General features: G+C 49.4%; 19 protein-coding genes. 11 read left to right on the forward strand and 8 right to left on the reverse strand.

The window, feature by feature from the left end; translation table 11 throughout:
- Positions 1–132 precede the first annotated feature (132 nt).
- Positions 133–636 carry a molybdopterin-guanine dinucleotide biosynthesis protein MobB gene (mobB, locus tag OGX98_RS13455; RefSeq protein ID WP_045449857.1) on the reverse strand — a complete coding sequence of 168 codons (504 nt, stop codon included), beginning with the start codon at positions 634–636 and terminating at the stop codon, positions 133–135.
- Complete coding sequence (gene mobA / locus OGX98_RS13460; protein WP_045449178.1) at positions 633–1,217, reverse strand: molybdenum cofactor guanylyltransferase MobA; 585 nt, start codon at positions 1,215–1,217, stop codon at positions 633–635. Before mobA ends, mobB begins: the two co-directional genes overlap by 4 nt.
- Before the next feature lie 69 nt (positions 1,218–1,286).
- On the opposite strand from mobA, the gene OGX98_RS13465 reads away from it, so the two are divergent.
- The 3 genes from OGX98_RS13465 (at position 1,287) to dsbA (ending at position 3,259) form a co-directional block, all read left to right on the forward strand.
- Positions 1,287–1,556, forward strand: a complete 270-nt coding sequence (locus tag OGX98_RS13465) for a YihD family protein (RefSeq protein ID WP_042325406.1) — start codon at positions 1,287–1,289, stop codon at positions 1,554–1,556.
- Positions 1,557–1,632: 76 nt separating this feature from the next.
- On the forward strand, positions 1,633–2,619 hold the full coding sequence (locus OGX98_RS13470) for a serine/threonine protein kinase (RefSeq protein WP_286595400.1): 987 nt from the start codon (positions 1,633–1,635) through the stop codon (positions 2,617–2,619).
- Between the two features lie 16 nt (positions 2,620–2,635).
- Positions 2,636–3,259: a thiol:disulfide interchange protein DsbA gene (dsbA, locus tag OGX98_RS13475; protein WP_045449183.1), complete on the forward strand. Its 624-nt coding sequence runs from the start codon at positions 2,636–2,638 to the stop codon at positions 3,257–3,259.
- A gap of 13 nt (positions 3,260–3,272) precedes the next feature.
- Here dsbA and yihG read toward each other — a convergent pair whose 3' ends face one another.
- On the reverse strand, positions 3,273–4,136 hold the full coding sequence (gene yihG, locus OGX98_RS13480) for a 1-acylglycerol-3-phosphate O-acyltransferase, YihG family (protein ID WP_223307033.1): 864 nt from the start codon (positions 4,134–4,136) through the stop codon (positions 3,273–3,275).
- On the opposite strand from yihG, the gene OGX98_RS13485 reads away from it, so the two are divergent.
- The 3 genes from OGX98_RS13485 to spfP all read left to right on the forward strand — a co-directional run bounded on the left by OGX98_RS13485 (position 4,021) and on the right by spfP (position 7,572).
- Entirely contained in the window at positions 4,021–4,329 is a 309-nt protein-coding gene (locus OGX98_RS13485) for a hypothetical protein (RefSeq protein WP_286595443.1), read from the forward strand. The genes yihG and OGX98_RS13485 overlap by 116 nt on opposite strands.
- Before the next feature lie 242 nt (positions 4,330–4,571).
- Positions 4,572–7,358, forward strand: coding sequence for a DNA polymerase I (polA, locus tag OGX98_RS13490; RefSeq protein WP_045449188.1), 2,787 nt, complete (start codon positions 4,572–4,574; stop codon positions 7,356–7,358).
- A 166-nt stretch (positions 7,359–7,524) separates the two neighbouring features.
- The gene (gene spfP / locus OGX98_RS24085) at positions 7,525–7,572 is read left to right on the forward strand and encodes a small protein SpfP (protein ID WP_071892919.1); all 48 of its coding nucleotides are present in this window, start codon (positions 7,525–7,527) and stop codon (positions 7,570–7,572) included.
- Between the two features lie 251 nt (positions 7,573–7,823).
- Here the strand turns inward: spfP and yihA are convergent, their stop codons facing one another.
- The gene (gene yihA, locus OGX98_RS13495) at positions 7,824–8,456 is read right to left on the reverse strand and encodes a ribosome biogenesis GTP-binding protein YihA/YsxC (RefSeq protein ID WP_045449859.1); all 633 of its coding nucleotides are present in this window, start codon (positions 8,454–8,456) and stop codon (positions 7,824–7,826) included.
- 203 nt (positions 8,457–8,659) lie between these two features.
- On the opposite strand from yihA, the gene OGX98_RS13500 reads away from it, so the two are divergent.
- The 3 genes from OGX98_RS13500 (at position 8,660) to hemN (ending at position 11,092) form a co-directional block, all read left to right on the forward strand.
- Entirely contained in the window at positions 8,660–8,908 is a 249-nt protein-coding gene (locus OGX98_RS13500) for a hypothetical protein (RefSeq protein WP_045449860.1), read from the forward strand.
- 112 nt (positions 8,909–9,020) lie between these two features.
- The gene (gene yihI, locus OGX98_RS13505) at positions 9,021–9,530 is read left to right on the forward strand and encodes a Der GTPase-activating protein YihI (RefSeq protein ID WP_240703920.1); all 510 of its coding nucleotides are present in this window, start codon (positions 9,021–9,023) and stop codon (positions 9,528–9,530) included.
- A gap of 188 nt (positions 9,531–9,718) precedes the next feature.
- Positions 9,719–11,092, forward strand: coding sequence for an oxygen-independent coproporphyrinogen III oxidase (gene hemN / locus OGX98_RS13510; protein WP_045449192.1), 1,374 nt, complete (start codon positions 9,719–9,721; stop codon positions 11,090–11,092).
- A 90-nt stretch (positions 11,093–11,182) separates the two neighbouring features.
- Here the strand turns inward: hemN and OGX98_RS13515 are convergent, their stop codons facing one another.
- The 4 genes from OGX98_RS13515 to glnA form a co-directional block, all read right to left on the reverse strand.
- Positions 11,183–11,293, reverse strand: a complete 111-nt coding sequence (locus OGX98_RS13515) for a YshB family small membrane protein (protein WP_096758886.1) — start codon at positions 11,291–11,293, stop codon at positions 11,183–11,185.
- Between the two features lie 112 nt (positions 11,294–11,405).
- Entirely contained in the window at positions 11,406–12,815 is a 1,410-nt protein-coding gene (glnG, locus tag OGX98_RS13520; RefSeq protein WP_045449862.1) for a nitrogen regulation protein NR(I), read from the reverse strand.
- Between the two features lie 11 nt (positions 12,816–12,826).
- Complete coding sequence (gene glnL, locus OGX98_RS13525; protein ID WP_045449194.1) at positions 12,827–13,876, reverse strand: nitrogen regulation protein NR(II); 1,050 nt, start codon at positions 13,874–13,876, stop codon at positions 12,827–12,829.
- A 273-nt stretch (positions 13,877–14,149) separates the two neighbouring features.
- Positions 14,150–15,559 carry a glutamate--ammonia ligase gene (gene glnA / locus OGX98_RS13530; protein WP_045449196.1) on the reverse strand — a complete coding sequence of 470 codons (1,410 nt, stop codon included), beginning with the start codon at positions 15,557–15,559 and terminating at the stop codon, positions 14,150–14,152.
- Between the two features lie 380 nt (positions 15,560–15,939).
- Here glnA and typA point away from each other — a divergent pair, with 380 nt between their 5' ends.
- Both typA and OGX98_RS13540 read left to right on the forward strand, forming a co-directional pair.
- On the forward strand, positions 15,940–17,763 hold the full coding sequence (typA, locus tag OGX98_RS13535; protein ID WP_045449198.1) for a ribosome-dependent GTPase TypA: 1,824 nt from the start codon (positions 15,940–15,942) through the stop codon (positions 17,761–17,763).
- 241 nt (positions 17,764–18,004) lie between these two features.
- Positions 18,005–18,715, forward strand: a complete 711-nt coding sequence (locus OGX98_RS13540) for a GntR family transcriptional regulator (protein ID WP_048223332.1) — start codon at positions 18,005–18,007, stop codon at positions 18,713–18,715.
- Positions 18,716–18,723: the final 8 nt, after the last annotated feature.

An 18,723-nucleotide genomic window follows, 5' to 3' on the forward strand; every position in this document is an offset into this window, starting at 1 on the left:
CTCCCCATGCGAGAGTAGGGAACTGCCAGGCATCAAACCAGTGAAGAAGCCCATCCTGCCGGATGGGCTTTTTTGCGTCTATGCGTTGTGAAAAGTGCCGGATTCGGCGTAAACGCCTCATCCGGATCACGTTCATTGCTTTAGCCACCGTAAAATAAATGCCGCTATCTGTGGTATATCGTTTATATCTAACAATGGAACATCCACCATGAGTGGAACATCGCTTGCAACCGCGACAACATGTTCATCAATCGTTAATTCTTCCTTGTTGCGACCACAACCTTCACGAAAAAGCATGATCTTCGCGACAGCTTCATGCTTAAAACCCTCGACAAGCACCATATCTAACGTTGAAGCATCCATTCTGCTCACCAGATATGTTAAGTCCAACTTGGGCTCTTCTGGCGTTTCCGTCATCAATGCCCAGCGCTGCTGGCTGGCGACCAGTGTTTGAGCTGCTCCAGCTTTACGCAGTTCATAGCTATCTTTGCCGGGTTTATCGACGTCCATATCGTGGTGTGTATGCTTGATCAATCCAGGGCGAATACCTCTGGCGCACAGTTCCGGTATCAGCTTTTTGAGCAGTGTGGTTTTTCCTGTACCACTCCATGCCGCAATGCCGAGTAATGGGATCATGATTTTGTCTGCCATCTCGCGAGTTCTTCTGGTGTATTCACATTTACGAATGCGTCTCTGTGATCGCTGAAATCGACGGCATGCCCGCCAGCCAGACGCATAAAGACCATTACGCGTCGTTCACCAGACTGAAGGTAGTCCTGTAACAACGGCACTATTTTTCTATTCATCAGCGCAATTGTCGGGTGATCCCGTTCTCCATCGTGCACCCATACGACTGGCGCAGAGCTACGTTGCTCTTTTAAACGTGCGGCCAGGCTGTGGGGAATATATGGCATATCGCAAGGACAGAATAGAAACCAGTCACCAGCTTCCTGCTGAAAAACTGACAGCATTCCGGCCAGCGGGCCAGGAAAATCGGCCAATAAATCGGGGATAACTTTCAAGCCGCTTTGTTGATAAACATCCTGATGGCGATTGGCGTTAACCACGACGGTCTTAACCTGCAAGGCGAGGGTATCCGCCACGTGTCTCCATAACGGCTTACCGTGAAGTTCAAGAAGGCCTTTATCTGTTCCACCCATTCGTCTGGCCTTACCGCCAGCCAGAACAACCCCTGTTATTGCACTATCCAGAATCACTGATATCGCCTCTTTTAATGTGGGATTGACCCTGCTAACGTATTCGTATTAAGACTAAGGAGCACAACCATGAAATGTAAACGTCTGAATGAAGTTATTGAACTCCTCCAGCCGGCCTGGCAGAAAGAACCCGATCTTAACCTGATGCAATTTTTGCAGAAACTGGCAAAAGAGTCAGGTTTTGACGGAGAACTGGCGGATTTAACTGATGATATTCTGATCTACCACCTGAAAATGCGCGACTCTGCGAAAGACGCAGTGATTCCAGGTATTCAAAAAGATTATGAAGAAGATTTTAAAACTGCACTCCTGCGAGCACGTGGCGTAATTAAAGAGTAAAACCTTGTAATCGCCGCCACCGAAAGCGCTGCGAAATGATATCCTGAATCATTCGTAGTATTTTCCGGATGATGGGATGAACGACAACGCTTTTACTTTCCAGACGCTACACCCGGATACCATCATGGATGCACTGTTTGAGCAGGGGATCCGGGTGGATTCCGGGCTGACCCCGCTTAACAGCTATGAAAATCGTGTCTATCAATTCCAGGATGAAGACCGTCGACGTTTTGTCGTAAAGTTTTACCGTCCTGAACGCTGGTCTGTTGATCAAATACTGGAAGAACACCAGTTTGCCCTTGAACTGGTGCGCGATGATGTACCCGTTGCGGCGCCAATTGTGTTTGATGGCCAGACGTTATTGGGTCATCAGGGATTTCACTATGCGATATTTCCCAGTGTGGGTGGCCGCCAGTTTGAAGCCGACAACATCGATCAGATGGAGGCGGTGGGCCGCTATCTGGGACGCCTGCATCAAACTGGACGTAAACGTTCTTTTGCCTTTCGACCGACAATTGGTCTTGAAGAGTATCTGACTGAGCCGCGTAAACTTTTCGAGCATGCGCGGATCATTCCTGCAGGGCAAAAGGCAGCTTTCCTTAAGGCAACGGATGCGCTCATCACGGTGGTTACCGAGCGCTGGCATACCCGTTTTGAAACGCTACGATTGCACGGTGACTGCCATGCCGGGAACATTCTGTGGCGTGATGGCCCGATGTTCGTCGATTTAGATGATGCTCGTAATGGTCCGGCAATACAGGATCTATGGATGCTCCTTAATGGCGATAAAGCAGAACAACGTATGCAGCTTGAAACCATTATTGAGGCTTATGAAGAGTTTAGTGAGTTTGACATCGCTGAAATCGGACTCATTGAACCTTTACGCGCCATGCGTTTAGTTTATTATCTTGCCTGGCTGATTCGACGTTGGGCTGACCCTGCGTTCCCTAAAAACTTTCCATGGTTAACCGGGGAAGATTACTGGCAACGTCAGACCGTGACCTTTATTGAGCAGGCTAAAATTCTGCAAGACCCCCCCTTACAATTAACGCCAATGTATTAATCGGAGAGACCTGAACATGAAAAAAATATGGCTGGCGCTGGCTGGTATGATCTTAGCATTTAGCGCATCGGCAGCGCAGTTCCAGGATGGCAAGCAGTACATCACACTGGAAAAGCCTATTGTGGGTGAGCCTCAGGTGTTGGAGTTTTTCTCCTTCTACTGCCCGCATTGCTACCAGTTTGAAGAAGTGCTTCACGTCTCTGATAACGTGAAGAAAAAACTGCCGGAAGGCACCAAAATGACCAAATATCACGTTGAGTTTTTGGGGCCTCTTGGCAAAGACCTGACTCAGGCGTGGGCTGTTGCTTTGGCACTGGGCGTTGAAGATAAAGTTACTGTACCGTTGTTTGAAGGGGTACAGAAAACGCAGACCGTCCAGTCTGTTGCTGATATTCGTAAAGTGTTTGTCGATGCGGGTATTAAAGGTGAAGACTATGATGCTGCATGGAATAGCTTCGTGGTGAAATCACTCGTCGCACAGCAGGAAAAAGCGGCGGCTGATCTGCAACTGCAGGGCGTCCCGGCGATGTTTGTTAATGGTAAGTATCAGGTAAATCCGCAGGGTATGGATACCAGCAGCATGGATATCTTTGTACAGCAGTATGCTGATACCGTGAAATATCTGGTTGGTCAGAAGTAAAAGAAAAAGCCGGTCACTGACCGGCTTTTTTATGTGAGGCTTTAATCGCATCAAGTTGCATGTCTTTCTCACTCCACAGCGTATTCAGCCACAGCTGGAACCGACGTTTAAATCCTTTATCGTTAACGTAATCACCGTGCAGCTCTTCTTTAATTGTCTCCAGATTCACTCTCACGACAATGCGTGTCAGCTTGCCACTCAGCATATCGTAGAAAGGACGATGACTGTTTTCTGGATAACACAGCGTAATGTTGAGCAATTTATCGAACTGAGACCCTAGTACATTTAGCGCCATCGCAATGCCTGCGGCCTTGGGCGGCAATAGATTTTGATATGGCGAGCGGGTTTGCAGGTGTTTCTCTTTCGTGAAGCGCGAACCTTCAACAAAATTCACAATGGTTGTCGGATGGAGGCGAAACTTCTCACAAGAGCGACGCGTTGTTGCCACATCTTTACCGCGTCGTTCCGGATGACGGAGCAAATAGCCGCGCGAATAGCGTTTCATAAACGGCATATCCAGCGCCCAGCATGCCAGTCCAATAAAGGGGACCCAGGCGAGTTGCTGCTTAAGGAAATATTTATTCATGGGGATGTGTTTACGGAACAAAACGCAAAGCACAACGATATCAGCCCAGCTGTAGTGATTGCAGATGAGCAGATACCAGTTTTTCTTGCTAAGACCTTCCAGTCCTTCAACGTCCCACTTCAGTCGCGGATTAAGGTGTAACAGTAACGCCAGACCTTCACACCAGCAGTACATCATGAAATTACAGAAGACGGATACCTTGCGCCAGACGATGGGAAAGGGCAAAAGGAGTTTTACAACCCCGGCAAGGATGATCGGCACAGAACAAAAAATCGTGACCAATATGGTCAATACGATACTCAGCAACAGCGTTATCGCAGCGAGTATTCTCGTCATAATTAAATTATTCAAAAGGTTAGCCATAGATAGTGCGCGAAAGAGGCGCAAGGGGCTGATTTTATCAGAAAACGAACCAAATGACGGGTCTTCGCTGAATAGAAAAAAATGTAATATCTATCCACATCCAGATATAAGTCTAAAATAAGCTATAAAATTCTGCCGCTCAATATAACGCGATGAAAAATATATAAAATTATTATGCTTTATAAATTATCTTGCTGTATTTAAAGGGCTGAAAATTATTTACTCACAAAGTTATCCACAGCTCACTTTGCGAACAGTCCAGAAGATCTGCAAAAGTTTTTCCACAAACGCGGTGAAAAACTCATGTTTTCATCCTGTCTGTGGCATCCTTTACCCATAATCTGATAAACAGGCACGGACATTATGGTTCAGATCCCAGAAAACCCACTTATCCTCGTAGATGGCTCATCTTACCTGTATCGCGCATACCATGCGTTTCCGCCGCTGACCAACAGCTCGGGAGAGCCTACGGGCGCTATGTACGGTGTCCTCAACATGCTGCGTAGCTTGATTCTGCAATACCAGCCGACGCATGCTGCAGTGGTCTTCGACGCTAAGGGTAAAACCTTCCGTGATGAGTTATTCGAGCATTACAAATCACATCGTCCGCCAATGCCGGACGATCTGCGTGCGCAGATAGAACCTTTACATGCGATGGTCAAAGCGATGGGGCTGCCGTTACTGGCGGTTTCCGGTGTGGAAGCGGACGATGTCATCGGTACGCTGGCGCGAGAAGCAGAGAAAATAGGGCGCCCGGTGCTGATCAGTACCGGTGATAAAGACATGGCTCAACTGGTGACACCAAATATCACGCTTATCAATACTATGACCAATACTATCCTCGGTCCGGATGAGGTAGTGAATAAGTATGGCGTGCCACCTGAGCTGATCATCGATTTCCTGGCGCTGATGGGCGACTCCTCCGATAACATTCCAGGTGTTCCGGGAGTGGGTGAAAAAACAGCTCAGGCATTGCTTCAGGGACTGGGAGGGCTGGATACCCTCTATGCTGAATCAGACAAAATCGCGGGGCTAACCTTCCGTGGTGCAAAAACCATGGCTGGCAAACTCGAGCAGAATAAAGAAGTGGCATACCTTTCTTATAAGTTGGCCACGATTAAAACGGATGTTGAACTTGAATTAACCTGTGAGCAGTTGGAAGTGCGCCAGCCTGCAGCTGACGAACTGCTTGGCCTGTTTAAGCAATATGAGTTCAAACGCTGGGTTGCTGACGTTGAAGCCGGCAAATGGCTGCAGGCGAAAGGAACAAAGCCAGCAGCAAAACCACAGGAAACAATAGCTATCGATGAAACGCCTGAGGAGCCGGCAACAGTTCTCTCATTCGATAACTATGTCACTATTCTGGACGAAGCGACGCTGGAAGAGTGGATTACGAAGCTAAAAAAAGCACCGGTCTTTGCCTTTGATACTGAAACTGACAGCCTGGATAACATCTCTGCGAACCTGGTTGGTCTCTCTTTTGCCATTGAGCCAGGTATAGCTGCATATGTTCCTGTTGCCCATGATTACCTGGATGCTCCCGATCAGATCTCTCGCGACCGTGCGTTGACGCTGCTGAAGCCACTACTGGAAGATGAAAAGGCGCATAAGGTTGGGCAAAATCTGAAGTACGATCGTGGCATACTGGCAAACTACGGAATTGAGCTGCGCGGCATCGTTTTTGATACCATGCTCGAATCCTACATTCTCAACAGTGTTGCCGGACGACACGACATGGACAGCCTGTCCGATCGTTGGTTGAAACATAAAACGATCACTTTTGAAGAGATCGCCGGGAAGGGTAAAAACCAACTGACCTTTAACCAGATTGCACTGGAAGAAGCCGGACGTTATGCCGCGGAAGATGCTGATGTTACGTTACAGCTGCACTTGAAAATGTGGCCAGAACTGCAAAAGCATCAAGGGCCGCTAAATGTGTTCGAGAAGATCGATATGCCGCTGGTACCAGTACTGTCTCGCGTAGAACGCAATGGTGTGAAAATTGATCCGGCGGTACTGCACAAACATTCAGAAGAGCTAACACTGCGTTTGACGGAGCTGGAGAAAAAAGCGCATGAGATAGCTGGAGAGGCATTTAACCTCTCTTCTACCAAGCAACTGCAAACCATTCTGTTTGAAAAGCAGGGTATCAAACCGCTGAAGAAAACACCGGGTGGTGCGCCGTCAACGTCGGAAGAAGTGCTGGAAGAGTTAGCGCTGGATTACCCATTGCCGAAGGTGATTCTGGAATATCGTGGGTTGGCAAAATTGAAGTCTACCTATACGGATAAACTTCCTTTGATGATCAATCCTAAAACCGGACGCGTACATACCTCGTACCATCAGGCAGTCACGGCTACTGGTCGCTTATCTTCTACCGACCCTAACCTGCAAAATATTCCGGTTCGTAATGAGGAAGGTCGTCGTATTCGCCAGGCGTTTATTGCACCAGAAGACTACGTTATTGTCTCTGCGGACTACTCGCAGATTGAACTGCGTATTATGGCGCATCTCTCGCGTGACAAAGGCCTGCTCACTGCGTTTGCTGAAGGGAAGGACATTCACCGCGCAACGGCTGCTGAAGTCTTTGGCTTGCCGCTCGATTCTGTGACCAACGAGCAGCGTCGCAGTGCGAAAGCTATCAACTTTGGTCTGATCTATGGGATGAGCGCTTTTGGTCTTGCGCGCCAGTTGAATATTCCGCGTAAAGAAGCGCAGAAATACATGGATCTCTACTTCGAACGTTACCCTGGCGTAATGGAATACATGGAACGCACGCGCGCACAGGCAAAAGAGCAAGGGTATGTTGAAACCCTGGAAGGGCGTCGCCTCTATCTGCCGGATATTAAATCCAGTAATGGTGCTCGCCGCGCCGGTGCTGAACGCGCAGCGATTAATGCCCCGATGCAGGGTACTGCTGCAGATATTATCAAGCGAGCCATGATAGATGTGGACGGATGGCTACAAGCCGAGCAGCCGCGCGTACGCATGATCATGCAGGTACACGATGAACTGGTATTTGAAGTGCATAAAGATGACCTGGAAAGCGTATCGAAAAAGATCCATCAACTGATGGAAAATGGGACGCGGATTGATGTGCCGTTACTGGTGGAAGTGGGTAGTGGTGAAAACTGGGATCAAGCGCACTAAGGGTTCAATGAATAACGCGCTCTTTTCGTAACTAAGCAACATAAGATAGAGCTTTTTGTGATATTCATTAGAATTCCCTATGTCGGGAGTGAAAAAAAATTACAAAAAGTACTTTCTGAGCTGCTCAAAAAAGAGTAAAGTTATTCGCGTAGGGTACAGAGGTAAGATGTTCTATCTTTCAGACCTTTTACTTCACGTAATCGGATTTGGCTGAATATTTTAGCCGCCCCAGTCAGTAATGACTGGGGCGTTTTTTATTGTGCTCGTCATACTTCAAGCTGTATATGCGTTGGCTTTCTTGCTCACTCCATTCCCTCACTGGAGGTGCCTTCAGCTGTTCAAAGTCGTTTCCGACGAATTTTTCCTGGTATCGCCGCCTTTACGCAACTCGAATTATTTAAAGCAATAATAAAGATCTGTAGGCCGGATAAGACGTGTAACGTCACCATCCGGCATATCAGTGGATTATTCCCCGTCCTGCATCTCTTCAATCGGTGCCAGTTCGCTAAACCAGACATCCAGCTTCTGACGCAGTTTGTCCACGCCCAGCTTCTTCAGCGATGAGAATGCTTCGACCTGTACATCGCCATTAAATGCCAGCACCGCTTCACGTACCATATTCAATTGGGCTTTCCGTGCACCGCTGGCCAGTTTGTCCGCTTTGGTCAGTAATACCAGAACCTGAACGTTGCTCTCTACTGCCCACAGAATCATCTGCTGATCGAGATCTTTTAGTGGATGGCGAATGTCCATCAGGACAACCAAACCTTGCAGGCTCTGACGTTTTTCCAGGTATTCAGCAAGCGCGCGTTGCCATTTGCGCTTCATCTCTTCCGGAACTTCTGCATAACCGTATCCCGGCAAGTCAACCAGACGCTTGCCGTCAACAACTTCAAAAAGGTTGATGAGCTGTGTACGGCCAGGTGTTTTAGAGGTACGCGCCAGACCCTTTTGATTTGTCAGGGTATTTAGCGCGCTGGATTTGCCTGCGTTGGAACGGCCAGCAAAAGCCACTTCGATTCCCGTATCGGAAGGTAAATGGCGAATATCAGGCGCACTCATCACAAAGTGCGTCTGTTGATAATTCAAATTAGTCAAAGCGGTCGTCTCCATCAATCAAGGCTTTGCAGCGATTATACCTGAACACCAGCAAAAGGCTGGCTTTTCGACAAGTGTGTTGTGTAAGTAAAAACCGCGCGCTTTGTGAGACATTGCCGATCGAATCTATGCGATATGACAGAGCAAATAATGATATAACTCAAATAAATCAGATAATTAACCATTATTTATACTCTGAAAAGCTGAAATTACTACCCAGGTTACTTGTACGGTTAAGCCAAAAGGGTAAAGTAGCGTCCATAGCGAGGAAGCTTACAGGATATACGACTCAGGATGAGGGTCAGGAGCGCCAGGAGGCGAAGACACAGGATTGTCAGGAAGACAAACGTCCGGAGACGTTAGTAAAAGGAAATGGAAACAACACGGAATGTTTCAGGCTAAGGGAAAAACAGGGTGTGTTGATAGCCAACATGGATTGTAAAGCCTGTTAAGGGTGAGAGTCAGGAAAAAAGGCGACAGATTACTCTGTCGCCTTTTTTCTTTATTTCTGCTAGATTCCGGCGCAATTATATACTGAATAAAAACAGCCAAAGACGAATCATGATGAAACCAACTTCTACACCACGCGGTAAAGGTCCTGCAAAAGCGCGCCGTAAAACACGCGAAGAGATTAACCAGGAAGCCCGTGACCGTAAACGCCAGAAAAAACACCGTGGTCATGCGGCAGGTAGCCGTGCGACCGGTAGTGACGGCGCATCAGGTGGCGGAAACCAAAGTAAGCACAAAGATCCTCGTATTGGCAGTAAAACCCCCATTGCATTGGGTGTGACCGAAAAGGTCACCAAACAGCACAAACCGAAGAGTGAGAAACCTATGCTTTCACCACAGGCTGAGTTGGATTTACTGGAAACGGATGAGCGCCTGGATGCGCTGCTGGAACGTCTTGAAGCGGGAGAAACCCTGAGTGATGAAGATCAGGCATGGGTTGATGCCAAGCTGGATCGCATTGATGAGCTGATGCAAAAGCTGGGTCTCTCCTATGACGACGAAGAGGAAGATGAAGAGGATGAAAAGCAGGAAGATATGATGCGCCTGCTGAAGGGTGGTAACTAACGGTTTTGTACCGTGGGCCTTCCTGTCCTGCTTATAACCCTTCCGGTTATATGTTATCTGGTGTGGTTATTCGTTAAACTACAGCGATTGTCGCGGCGCCAAAAGTGGCTGCGCAGCCGGCTTATCACCCACAATGGGACTAAGCCGGTACGCCGTACTCGCCAGAAACGCCATCGGAAGGAGTGAGCATGTCTGAACAGCTAATAGACTGGGATCTGGCCCTGATCCAGAAATATAACTATTCCGGGCCACGATATACCTCGTACCCGACCGCGCTGGAGTTTTCTGAAGACTACGGTGCAGAGGCGTTTTCGCAGGCCGTTGCGCGCTACCCTGAACGTCCACTCTCTTTATACGTCCATATCCCGTTTTGCCACAAACTGTGCTACTTCTGTGGCTGCAACAAAATTGTGACTCGTCAGCAGCATAAAGCCGATCAATATCTGGATGTGCTGGAACAAGAAATTATTCATCGTGCACCGTTGTTTGCCGGACGACATGTTAGCCAGCTGCACTGGGGCGGTGGCACCCCCACTTATTTGAATAAAGCACAGATCAGCCGTTTGATGACGTTGTTACGTGACAACTTCCACTTTAACGCTGATGCCGAAATCTCGATCGAAGTGGATCCACGTGAAATCGAGCTGGATGTCCTTGATCATTTACGTGCAGAAGGGTTTAACCGCCTGAGCATGGGTGTGCAGGACTTCAACAAAGAAGTTCAGCGTCTGGTGAACCGCGAACAGGACGAGGAGTTCATTTTTGCGCTGCTTAATCATGCGCGTGATATTGGCTTTACCTCGACGAATATCGACCTTATTTACGGGCTGCCAAAACAGACGCCGGAGAGCTTTGCTTTCACTCTGAAGCGTGTGGCAGAGCTGAATCCCGACCGCCTGAGCGTCTTTAACTATGCGCACCTGCCGACGCTTTTTGCCGCCCAGCGCAAGATCAAAGATGTTGATCTGCCCAGCGCGCAACAGAAGCTGGATATTCTGCAGGAAACCATCTCCTCACTGACCGAAACTGGCTATCAGTTCATTGGGATGGATCACTTTGCCCGCCCGGATGATGAGCTGGCAGTTGCGCAGCGAGAAGGCGTTTTGCATCGTAATTTCCAGGGCTACACCACCCAGGGTGATACTGACCTGCTGGGGATGGGTGTTTCTGCCATCAGTATGATTGGCGACTGTTACGCACAGAACCAGAAAGAGCTGAAGCTTTACTATCAGCAGGTCGATGAGCGCGGTGATGCTTTGTGGCGTGGGATCGCGTTAACCCGTGATGACTGCATTCGCCGTGATGTTATTAAGGCGCTTATCTGTAACTTCCGCCTCGATTACGCCGCCGTGGAGCAGCAATGGGGGCTGAACTTTATTGAATATTTTGCCGAAGACCTGAAACTGCTGGCACCGCTGGCGGAAGATGGGCTGGTGGACGTCAATGAGAAGGGGATTCAGGTTACGCCGAAAGGCCGCCTGCTGATCCGTAATATCTGCATGTGCTTTGATGCTTATTTGCGTCAGAAAGCACGGATACAGCAGTTCTCGCGGGTGATTTAGTGACGTTGCCCGGTAGCGCTACCGCTTACCGGGCCTACAAGTCGTGACAACCTGTAAGCTGGATAAGCGGTAGCGCCACCCGGCACGCATTCAGCTAAACAGTCCAACCAGCGCCGCACACAGCACTGCGGCAACCGCAGTTTGTGGCGTATGGCTTTCTACTGAACCGCTCGACAGAAGATTAATGATTGATTCCAGCATGATGACTTCTCCCCGTTTGCCGGGCACGATCATACTTAACTCATCGGAACAGTAAAGTACAAAATAGCAGCAATTTGCGCTCAATTATCAATCTTTACACAGTGACAAATCGTCACTCCATTCCGAGCTCTTTTAATTTACGCGTCAAGGTGTTACGCCCCCATCCTAACAAGCGTGCCGCTTCCTGTTTGTGCCCTTGGGTGTGGCGTAGCGCAGTGGTTAACAGCGTACGTTCCATTTCAGGTTGCGCCTCAGACAGTAAGTTTTGATGACCGGAACGTAATGCCCTGTCAGCCCACTGTGCCAGTAAGGTTGCCCAGCTGTCCGGTTGCAAGTGCGAAGGGGCATCTGGAACTGTGGCCTCAAACAGTTCAGCCGGTAAGTCCTGAATTAGCACTTCCTGCCCGGCGGCCATTACGGTTAACCAGCGGCAGGTGTTCTCAAGCTGGCGCACGTTCCCCGGCCAGGCAAGACGTGTGAGCGCTGCTTCGGTTTCGGGGTGTAATTGCTTGGCTTCGACGCCCAGTTCGCGGGCGGCGTCCTGTAGAAAATGACGAGCCAGGCGGGGGATATCTTCCCGACGTTCACGCAGCGGCGGCAAATGGACGCGAATAACGTTCAGACGATGGAATAAGTCCTCACGGAACTTGCCTTCCTGCACACGCAGTTCGAGATTCTGATGTGTCGCCGCGATGATACGTACATCCACCTTCACTGGCGCATAGCCGCCAACGCGGTAAAATTGTCCGTCGGCTAATACGCGCAATAACCGCGTTTGTACATCCAGCGGCATATCACCAATTTCGTCGAGGAAAAGTGTGCCACCGTCGGCCTGTTCGAAGCGCCCCTGACGAATGGTATTCGCACCGGTAAACGCCCCTTTTTCATGGCCAAACAGCTCAGATTCGATCAAATCCTTCGGGATAGCCGCCATATTAAGTGCGATAAAAGGCGCTTTGACGCGAGGACTGTGACGGTGCAGGGCGTGGGCGACCAGCTCTTTACCTGTCCCGGATTCACCGTTGATTAATACGCTTATTGAAGAACGGGAAAGTCGCCCAATAATGCGAAATACATCCTGCATCGCGGGGGCTTCACCGATGATATCGGTCGTCGGGCCGTTGATCTGAATATTCCGCGGTTGCTGCTGTTCCTGATAATGGCTGATAGCGCGCTCGACCAGTGCAACAGCCTCGTCGATATCAAAAGGCTTAGGCAGATAATCGAAAGCACCTTGCTGATAGGCGCTGACGGCGGCATCCAGATCGGAATGTGCCGTCATTATGATGACCGGAAGCATTGGATGGCGCTGTTTGATCTGTTTTAACAGCGTCAGGCCGTCCATTCCCGGCATTCGGATATCCGATAACAGCACGTCCGGCGTTTTGCTGGCCAGCGCATCCAGCACTTCTTTACCACTTTCAAATGTCGTGCAGCTAAGTCCTGCCCCTGCGAGCGCACGTTCAAGCACCCAACGGATGGAACTATCGTCATCAACTACCCAGACTATTCCTCGTTGCATAAACGTCACCTTTATTTCCTGATAGGCAGGTAAACCGAGAACTCGGTATGACCCGGCCAACTGGTAAATTCAATTTTGCCGGAATGTTGATCAATCAAATTACGGGCGATGGATAATCCAAGTCCGGTACCACCCTCGCGACCGCTGACCATTGGGTAGAACAGCGTATCCTGCAAGTGAGGGGGAATACCCGGACCGTTATCCTCAACATCAATACGTGCAGCCAGGCGATAACGCATACCGTGTAGCGTGAGCTGGAAAGCGGTGCGGGTTCGCAGAATAATCTCGCCACCTTCTGGCCCTAACGCCTGTAGCGCATTGCGCACGATATTCAACAGAACCTGCTCTATCTGATCTGGATCGTGCAGCAGTTCTGGAAGACTTGGGTCGTAATCACGAATCAGCGTGACGTTTTCCGGTAGTTCCATTGAGACCAGTGCTACCACGCGTTCAGCCACTTTGTGAATACTTTCCGTAACGTGCATACCTGGCTGTTGTGGACCCAGCAAACGGTCAACCAGATTACGCAGGCGATCGGCCTGCTCAATAATGACTTTGGTATATTCTGTCAGCGCCGGGTCCGGGAGTGCTTTACTGAGAAGTTGCGCAGCGCCACGTAGCCCGCCCAGTGGGTTTTTAATTTCGTGCGCCAGTCCGCGTACCAGATCGCGGGCCGCAATTTGTTGAGCATGCTGGAGCTGCTCCTGACTCAGACGGCGCTGGTTATCCATTGGGGCCATCTCCAGCAGGATAAGGCCGTCAGGAAGCCGCTGAGCGGTCACTGAGAGGATATGTGAGTGGCTGTCTATTACCAGCGTCACTTCGTTGTCCGTAAAGCCCTGGCCAGCTTCCAGGCTCTCTCGCATCAGTCCGATGTTCAAAGAGAAATAGCTCAATAGATCAGGAAGCGGTGTACCAAACAGTTTACGAGAACTTTGGGCGAGCAGCTGCTGTGCCGCGGGGTTGGCGTAATGTACCGCCAGCTCATCATCGACAAGTAAAATGCTGTTGATTAACGAATTGAGGATCTGCCCAGCATCGGGCAGCGTGCCGGTTGCCATTCAGCAGTCTCCTGAAAAAGGTTGCACCAATTTAGTGCATTATAGCTTTTTACTTAGAAAAAGCGCGAAGGATCAGGTTGTTGGTGGAGAAAAAAGCCCATCGTGTGATGGGCTAAAAGTTCCACGGCAACTAAAAAACTCCTGGCGCCTTCCACGTCGCTGCTGCGTTGGCTACCTTCGCTCACCCCACTCACATAGCTATCTATGCTCCTGGGGATTTGCTCAGTTGCCGCTTTGCCGCAACGTGAAATTCGTCGGATTATTAAGATACGGTTAAACGCTGTAGTACAGCTCGAACTCTACCGGGTGCGGCGTCATGCGTACGCGGTCATCTTCTTCGCGACGCAGTGCAATGTACGCGTCAATCGCTTCATTGGTGAATACGCCACCTGCAGTCAGGAACTCGCGGTCAAGATCCAGTTCTTTCAGTGCTTCTTCCAGAGAGCCAGCAACCTGTGGGATCTCTTTCGCTTCTTCTGGCGGCAGGTCATACAGGTTTTTATCCATGGCTTCGCCAGGATGGATTTTGTTCTTGATACCGTCAAGGCCAGCCATCAGCAGCGCGGCGAAGCACAGGTACGGGTTAGCCGCTGGGTCCGGGAAACGCACTTCGATACGACGTGCTTTCGGAGAGGCGACTACCGGAATACGGATAGATGCAGAACGGTTACGGGCAGAGTAAGCCAGCATTACCGGTGCTTCGTAACCCGGGACCAGACGCTTGTAGGAGTTGGTGGTCGGGTTTGCCAGGGCGTTAATTGCTTTCGCGTGTTTGATAACACCACCGATGTAGAACAGCGCCTGCTCAGACAGACCAGCATATTTGTCGCCAGAGAACAGGTTTACGCCGTTCTTGGACAGGGACATGTGGCAGTGCATACCGGAACCGTTATCGCCAAACATTGGTTTTGGCATAAAGGTCGCTGTTTTACCGAAACGGTGTGCAACATTGTGAACCACATATTTGTAGATCTGAATTTCGTCCGCTTTTTTGGTCATGGTGTTAAAGCGGGTAGCAATTTCGTTCTGACCCGCAGTCGCCACTTCGTGGTGATGCGCTTCAACAACCAGGCCCATTTCTTCCATGATCAGACACATGGTAGAACGGATGTCCTGGGAGGAATCAACCGGAGGAACCGGGAAATAACCGCCTTTCACGCCAGGACGGTGACCTTTGTTACCACCTTCATATTTGGTGGAGGAGTTCCAGGCACCTTCGATGTCATCGATAGCGACGTGGGAACCGGAGATGGATGCGCCGAAACGGATGTCATCAAACAGGAAGAATTCTGGCTCTGGCCCGAACAGAACGGTGTCTGCGATGCCGGTAGCGCGCAGGTATTCTTCAGCACGTTTAGCAATAGAACGCGGGTCGCGGTCATAACCCTGCAGCGTACCTGGTTCCAGGATATCGCAACGGATGATCAGAGTAGACTCTTCAAAGAACGGGTCAATGAGAGCAGTAGAAGCATCTGGCATCAGAACCATGTCTGATTCGTTAATGCCTTTCCAGCCACCGATTGAGGAGCCGTCAAACATTTTGCCTTCTTCAAAGAATTCGGCATTTACCTGATGAGCAGGAATAGTGACGTGCTGTTCTTTACCTTTAGTATCGGTGAAGCGTAAATCAACAAACTTCACTTCGTGTTCATTCAGCATCGTCAAAACGTGTTCAGCGGACATACTTACTCTCCCGGATTGGTCATTGTCGTCGTGGTAACGAAGTCTACAATTCTGCAAAAAATTGGCCGTGTCGCCGTAAAAAATATAAAGCGAAATCTGTGCCAACTTTTAAATTGCCCCTAAAAGGCGTTATCATGCGCACCATCGTGCAAAGGGGCTGCACCATGAATGTTGTATTGCACCATTATAGTGCTTTAATGTGAACATTAAGCACCATATTGGTGCAATGGACATCAAAATACCCCTTTTAACGCTCCGTGAATGTGATCACAAAGAAACTCTGCAATACTTGTTTGCGGAGGATGTTTGTGATCCTGTTTTGTACTGCGATTAATCCGTGTACAATAACGCGCTATTTCTAAAATGCCTGAGGCAAAGTTGTGATCGAAAATTTGCGTAACATCGCCATCATCGCGCACGTAGACCATGGTAAAACCACCCTGGTAGACAAGCTGCTCCAACAATCCGGTACGTTCGATGCACGTGCTGAAACCCAAGAGCGCGTGATGGACTCCAACGATTTGGAGAAAGAGCGTGGGATTACCATCCTCGCTAAAAACACCGCTATCAAATGGAATGACTACCGTATCAACATCGTTGATACCCCTGGGCACGCCGACTTCGGTGGTGAAGTTGAACGTGTAATGTCCATGGTAGACTCCGTACTGCTGGTCGTTGATGCAATGGATGGTCCGATGCCGCAGACGCGCTTCGTGACCAAAAAAGCCTTTGCCCATGGCCTGAAACCAATCGTTGTTATCAACAAAGTTGACCGTCCGGGCGCGCGTCCTGACTGGGTTGTTGATCAGGTATTTGACCTGTTCGTTAACCTTGATGCTACCGACGAACAGCTGGACTTCCCTATCGTTTACGCTTCTGCGCTGAACGGTATCGCGGGTCTGGATCACGAAGATATGGCTGAAGATATGACTCCGCTGTATCAGACCATCATCGATCGTGTACCAGCACCGAACGTTGACCTTGATGGCCCGCTGCAGATGCAGATCTCTCAGCTTGATTACAACAACTATGTTGGTGTTATCGGCATCGGTCGTATCAAACGCGGTAAAGTTAAACCGAACCAGCAGATCACTATCATTGATAGCGAAGGCAAAACTCGTAACGGTAAAGTCGGTAAGGTCCTGACCCATCTGGGTCTGGAACGTATTGAGAGTGACATTGCTGAAGCGGGCGATATCATCGCGATCACCGGTCTGGGCGAGCTGAACATCTCTGACACTATTTGCGACCCGCAAAATGTCGAAGCGCTGCCGGCACTGTCTGTTGATGAGCCGACCGTAACCATGTTCTTCTGCGTAAACACCTCTCCGTTCTGTGGCAAAGAAGGTAAATATGTTACCTCTCGTCAGATCCTTGACCGCCTGAACAAAGAGCTGGTGCACAACGTGGCACTGCGTGTTGAAGAAACCGAAGATGCGGATGCATTCCGTGTATCCGGTCGTGGTGAGCTGCACCTGTCAGTTCTGATCGAGAATATGCGTCGTGAAGGTTTCGAAATGGCGGTTTCCCGTCCGAAAGTTATCTTCCGCGAAATCGACGGCCGTAAACAAGAGCCGTTCGAAAACGTCACGCTGGACGTTGAAGAGCAGCACCAGGGTTCTGTGATGCAGGCTCTGGGTGAGCGTAAAGGCGACCTGAAAAACATGAATCCAGATGGTAAGGGCCGCGTACGTCTTGACTACGTGATCCCAAGCCGTGGTCTGATCGGTTTCCGTTCAGAATTCATGACCATGACCTCTGGTACTGGCCTGCTGTACTCCACCTTCAGCCATTACGACGATGTTCGTGCGGGTGATGTTGGACAGCGTCAGAACGGCGTACTGATCTCCAACGGTCAGGGTAAAGCAGTTGCGTTCGCACTGTTCAGCCTGCAGGATCGCGGTAAGCTGTTCCTGGGTCACGGTGCTGAAGTTTACGAAGGCCAGATCATCGGTATTCACAGCCGCTCTAACGACCTGACTGTAAACTGCCTGACCGGTAAGAAACTGACCAACATGCGTGCGTCTGGTACTGACGAAGCAACGGTTCTGGTTCCGCCGGTTAAGATGACTCTGGAGCAGGCTCTGGAATTCATCGATGACGACGAGCTGGTAGAAGTTACTCCAACTTCCATCCGTATCCGTAAACGTCACCTGACCGAAAACGATCGTCGCCGTGCAATGCGTGGCGCGAAAGAAGAGTAATTAACGCTCTTTTCGTGACAAGACCCCGCCTACTGGTGGGGTTTTTTTTTGCCTGTTATTCCTGGAATCAGGTGAGAGTTACGCTTAATCCCTGCCTGCCGTCTTAACCACTTCCACTTCAGACTCCTGCCATAAGAGAGCTTTGTCACAATTATTTCTAAAGCTCGATGCGTGTGTTTGCTTTCTTTTTCGACGTCAGCGTATGATAAAACCATCTGGTTTAAACCAAATGGATTAAACAATGACGAGTAATCAGTCGACCGTTGAAAATGCGAAAGAGAAGTTAGATCGTTGGTTAAAAGATGGGATCACCACACCGGGCGGAAAACTCCCTTCAGAAAGAGAACTGGGAGAGCTGTTGGGTATCAAGCGTATGACGTTACGTCAGGCGTTATTAAACCTCGAGTCTGAATCCAAAATCTTTCGTAAAGACCGCAAAGGATGGTTTGTCACACAGGCTCGTTTTAACTACAGCCCGGAATTATCGGCAAGCTTTCAGCGCGCAGCGCTTGAGCAGGGCAGAGAGCCTTCCTGGGGATTTATCGAGAAAAGCCGGGTATCTCACTATCCTGAAGCTACCGCTCCGCTGGTAGCTGCTACGCCGTCTGATGAACTGTATCGGATAACGGGTTGGGGAGCACTGGAAGGGCATAAGGTTTTCTATCACGAAACGTATATTAATCCCAAGGTTGCTCCGGGTTTTATTGAACAGCTTGAAAGTCAGTCATTTTCTTCAGTGTGGGAAAACGAATATAAAAAAGAAACGGTAATCAAAAAACTGGTATTTAAACCTGTCAGAATGGCCGGTGATATTAGTAAATTTATTGGCGGCTCTGCTGGAATGCCTGCCATTCTTATTGAAAAACATCGGGCCGACAGCGATGGTAACATCGTGCAAATAGATATTGAGTATTGGCGATTTGAAGCAGTTGATCTCTTCATTAACTTGTAGGTACGTTT

Source organism: Citrobacter sp. Cm046 (assembly GCF_030333065.1).
Taxonomy (GTDB): domain Bacteria; phylum Pseudomonadota; class Gammaproteobacteria; order Enterobacterales; family Enterobacteriaceae; genus Citrobacter; species Citrobacter murliniae.

Bases quoted from the DNA above. Each gene is read 5' to 3' on its own strand.
- OGX98_RS13485 (WP_286595443.1), top strand. From the start codon at position 4,021: ATGAAATTACAGAAGACGGATACCTTGCGCCAGACGATGGGAAAGGGC.
- yihI (WP_240703920.1), top strand. From the start codon at position 9,021: ATGAAACCAACTTCTACACCACGCGGTAAAGGTCCTGCAAAAGCGCGC.
- glnG (WP_045449862.1), bottom strand. From the start codon at position 12,815: ATGCAACGAGGAATAGTCTGGGTAGTTGATGACGATAGTTCCATCCGT.
- glnA (WP_045449196.1), bottom strand. From the start codon at position 15,559: ATGTCCGCTGAACACGTTTTGACGATGCTGAATGAACACGAAGTGAAG.
- dsbA (WP_045449183.1), top strand. From the start codon at position 2,636: ATGAAAAAAATATGGCTGGCGCTGGCTGGTATGATCTTAGCATTTAGC.
- OGX98_RS13515 (WP_096758886.1), bottom strand. From the start codon at position 11,293: ATGCTGGAATCAATCATTAATCTTCTGTCGAGCGGTTCAGTAGAAAGC.
- OGX98_RS13540 (WP_048223332.1), top strand. From the start codon at position 18,005: ATGACGAGTAATCAGTCGACCGTTGAAAATGCGAAAGAGAAGTTAGAT.
- polA (WP_045449188.1), top strand. From the start codon at position 4,572: ATGGTTCAGATCCCAGAAAACCCACTTATCCTCGTAGATGGCTCATCT.
- OGX98_RS13470 (WP_286595400.1), top strand. From the start codon at position 1,633: ATGAACGACAACGCTTTTACTTTCCAGACGCTACACCCGGATACCATC.
- mobB (WP_045449857.1), bottom strand. From the start codon at position 636: ATGATCCCATTACTCGGCATTGCGGCATGGAGTGGTACAGGAAAAACC.
- OGX98_RS13465 (WP_042325406.1), top strand. From the start codon at position 1,287: ATGAAATGTAAACGTCTGAATGAAGTTATTGAACTCCTCCAGCCGGCC.
- glnL (WP_045449194.1), bottom strand. From the start codon at position 13,876: ATGGCAACCGGCACGCTGCCCGATGCTGGGCAGATCCTCAATTCGTTA.
- hemN (WP_045449192.1), top strand. From the start codon at position 9,719: ATGTCTGAACAGCTAATAGACTGGGATCTGGCCCTGATCCAGAAATAT.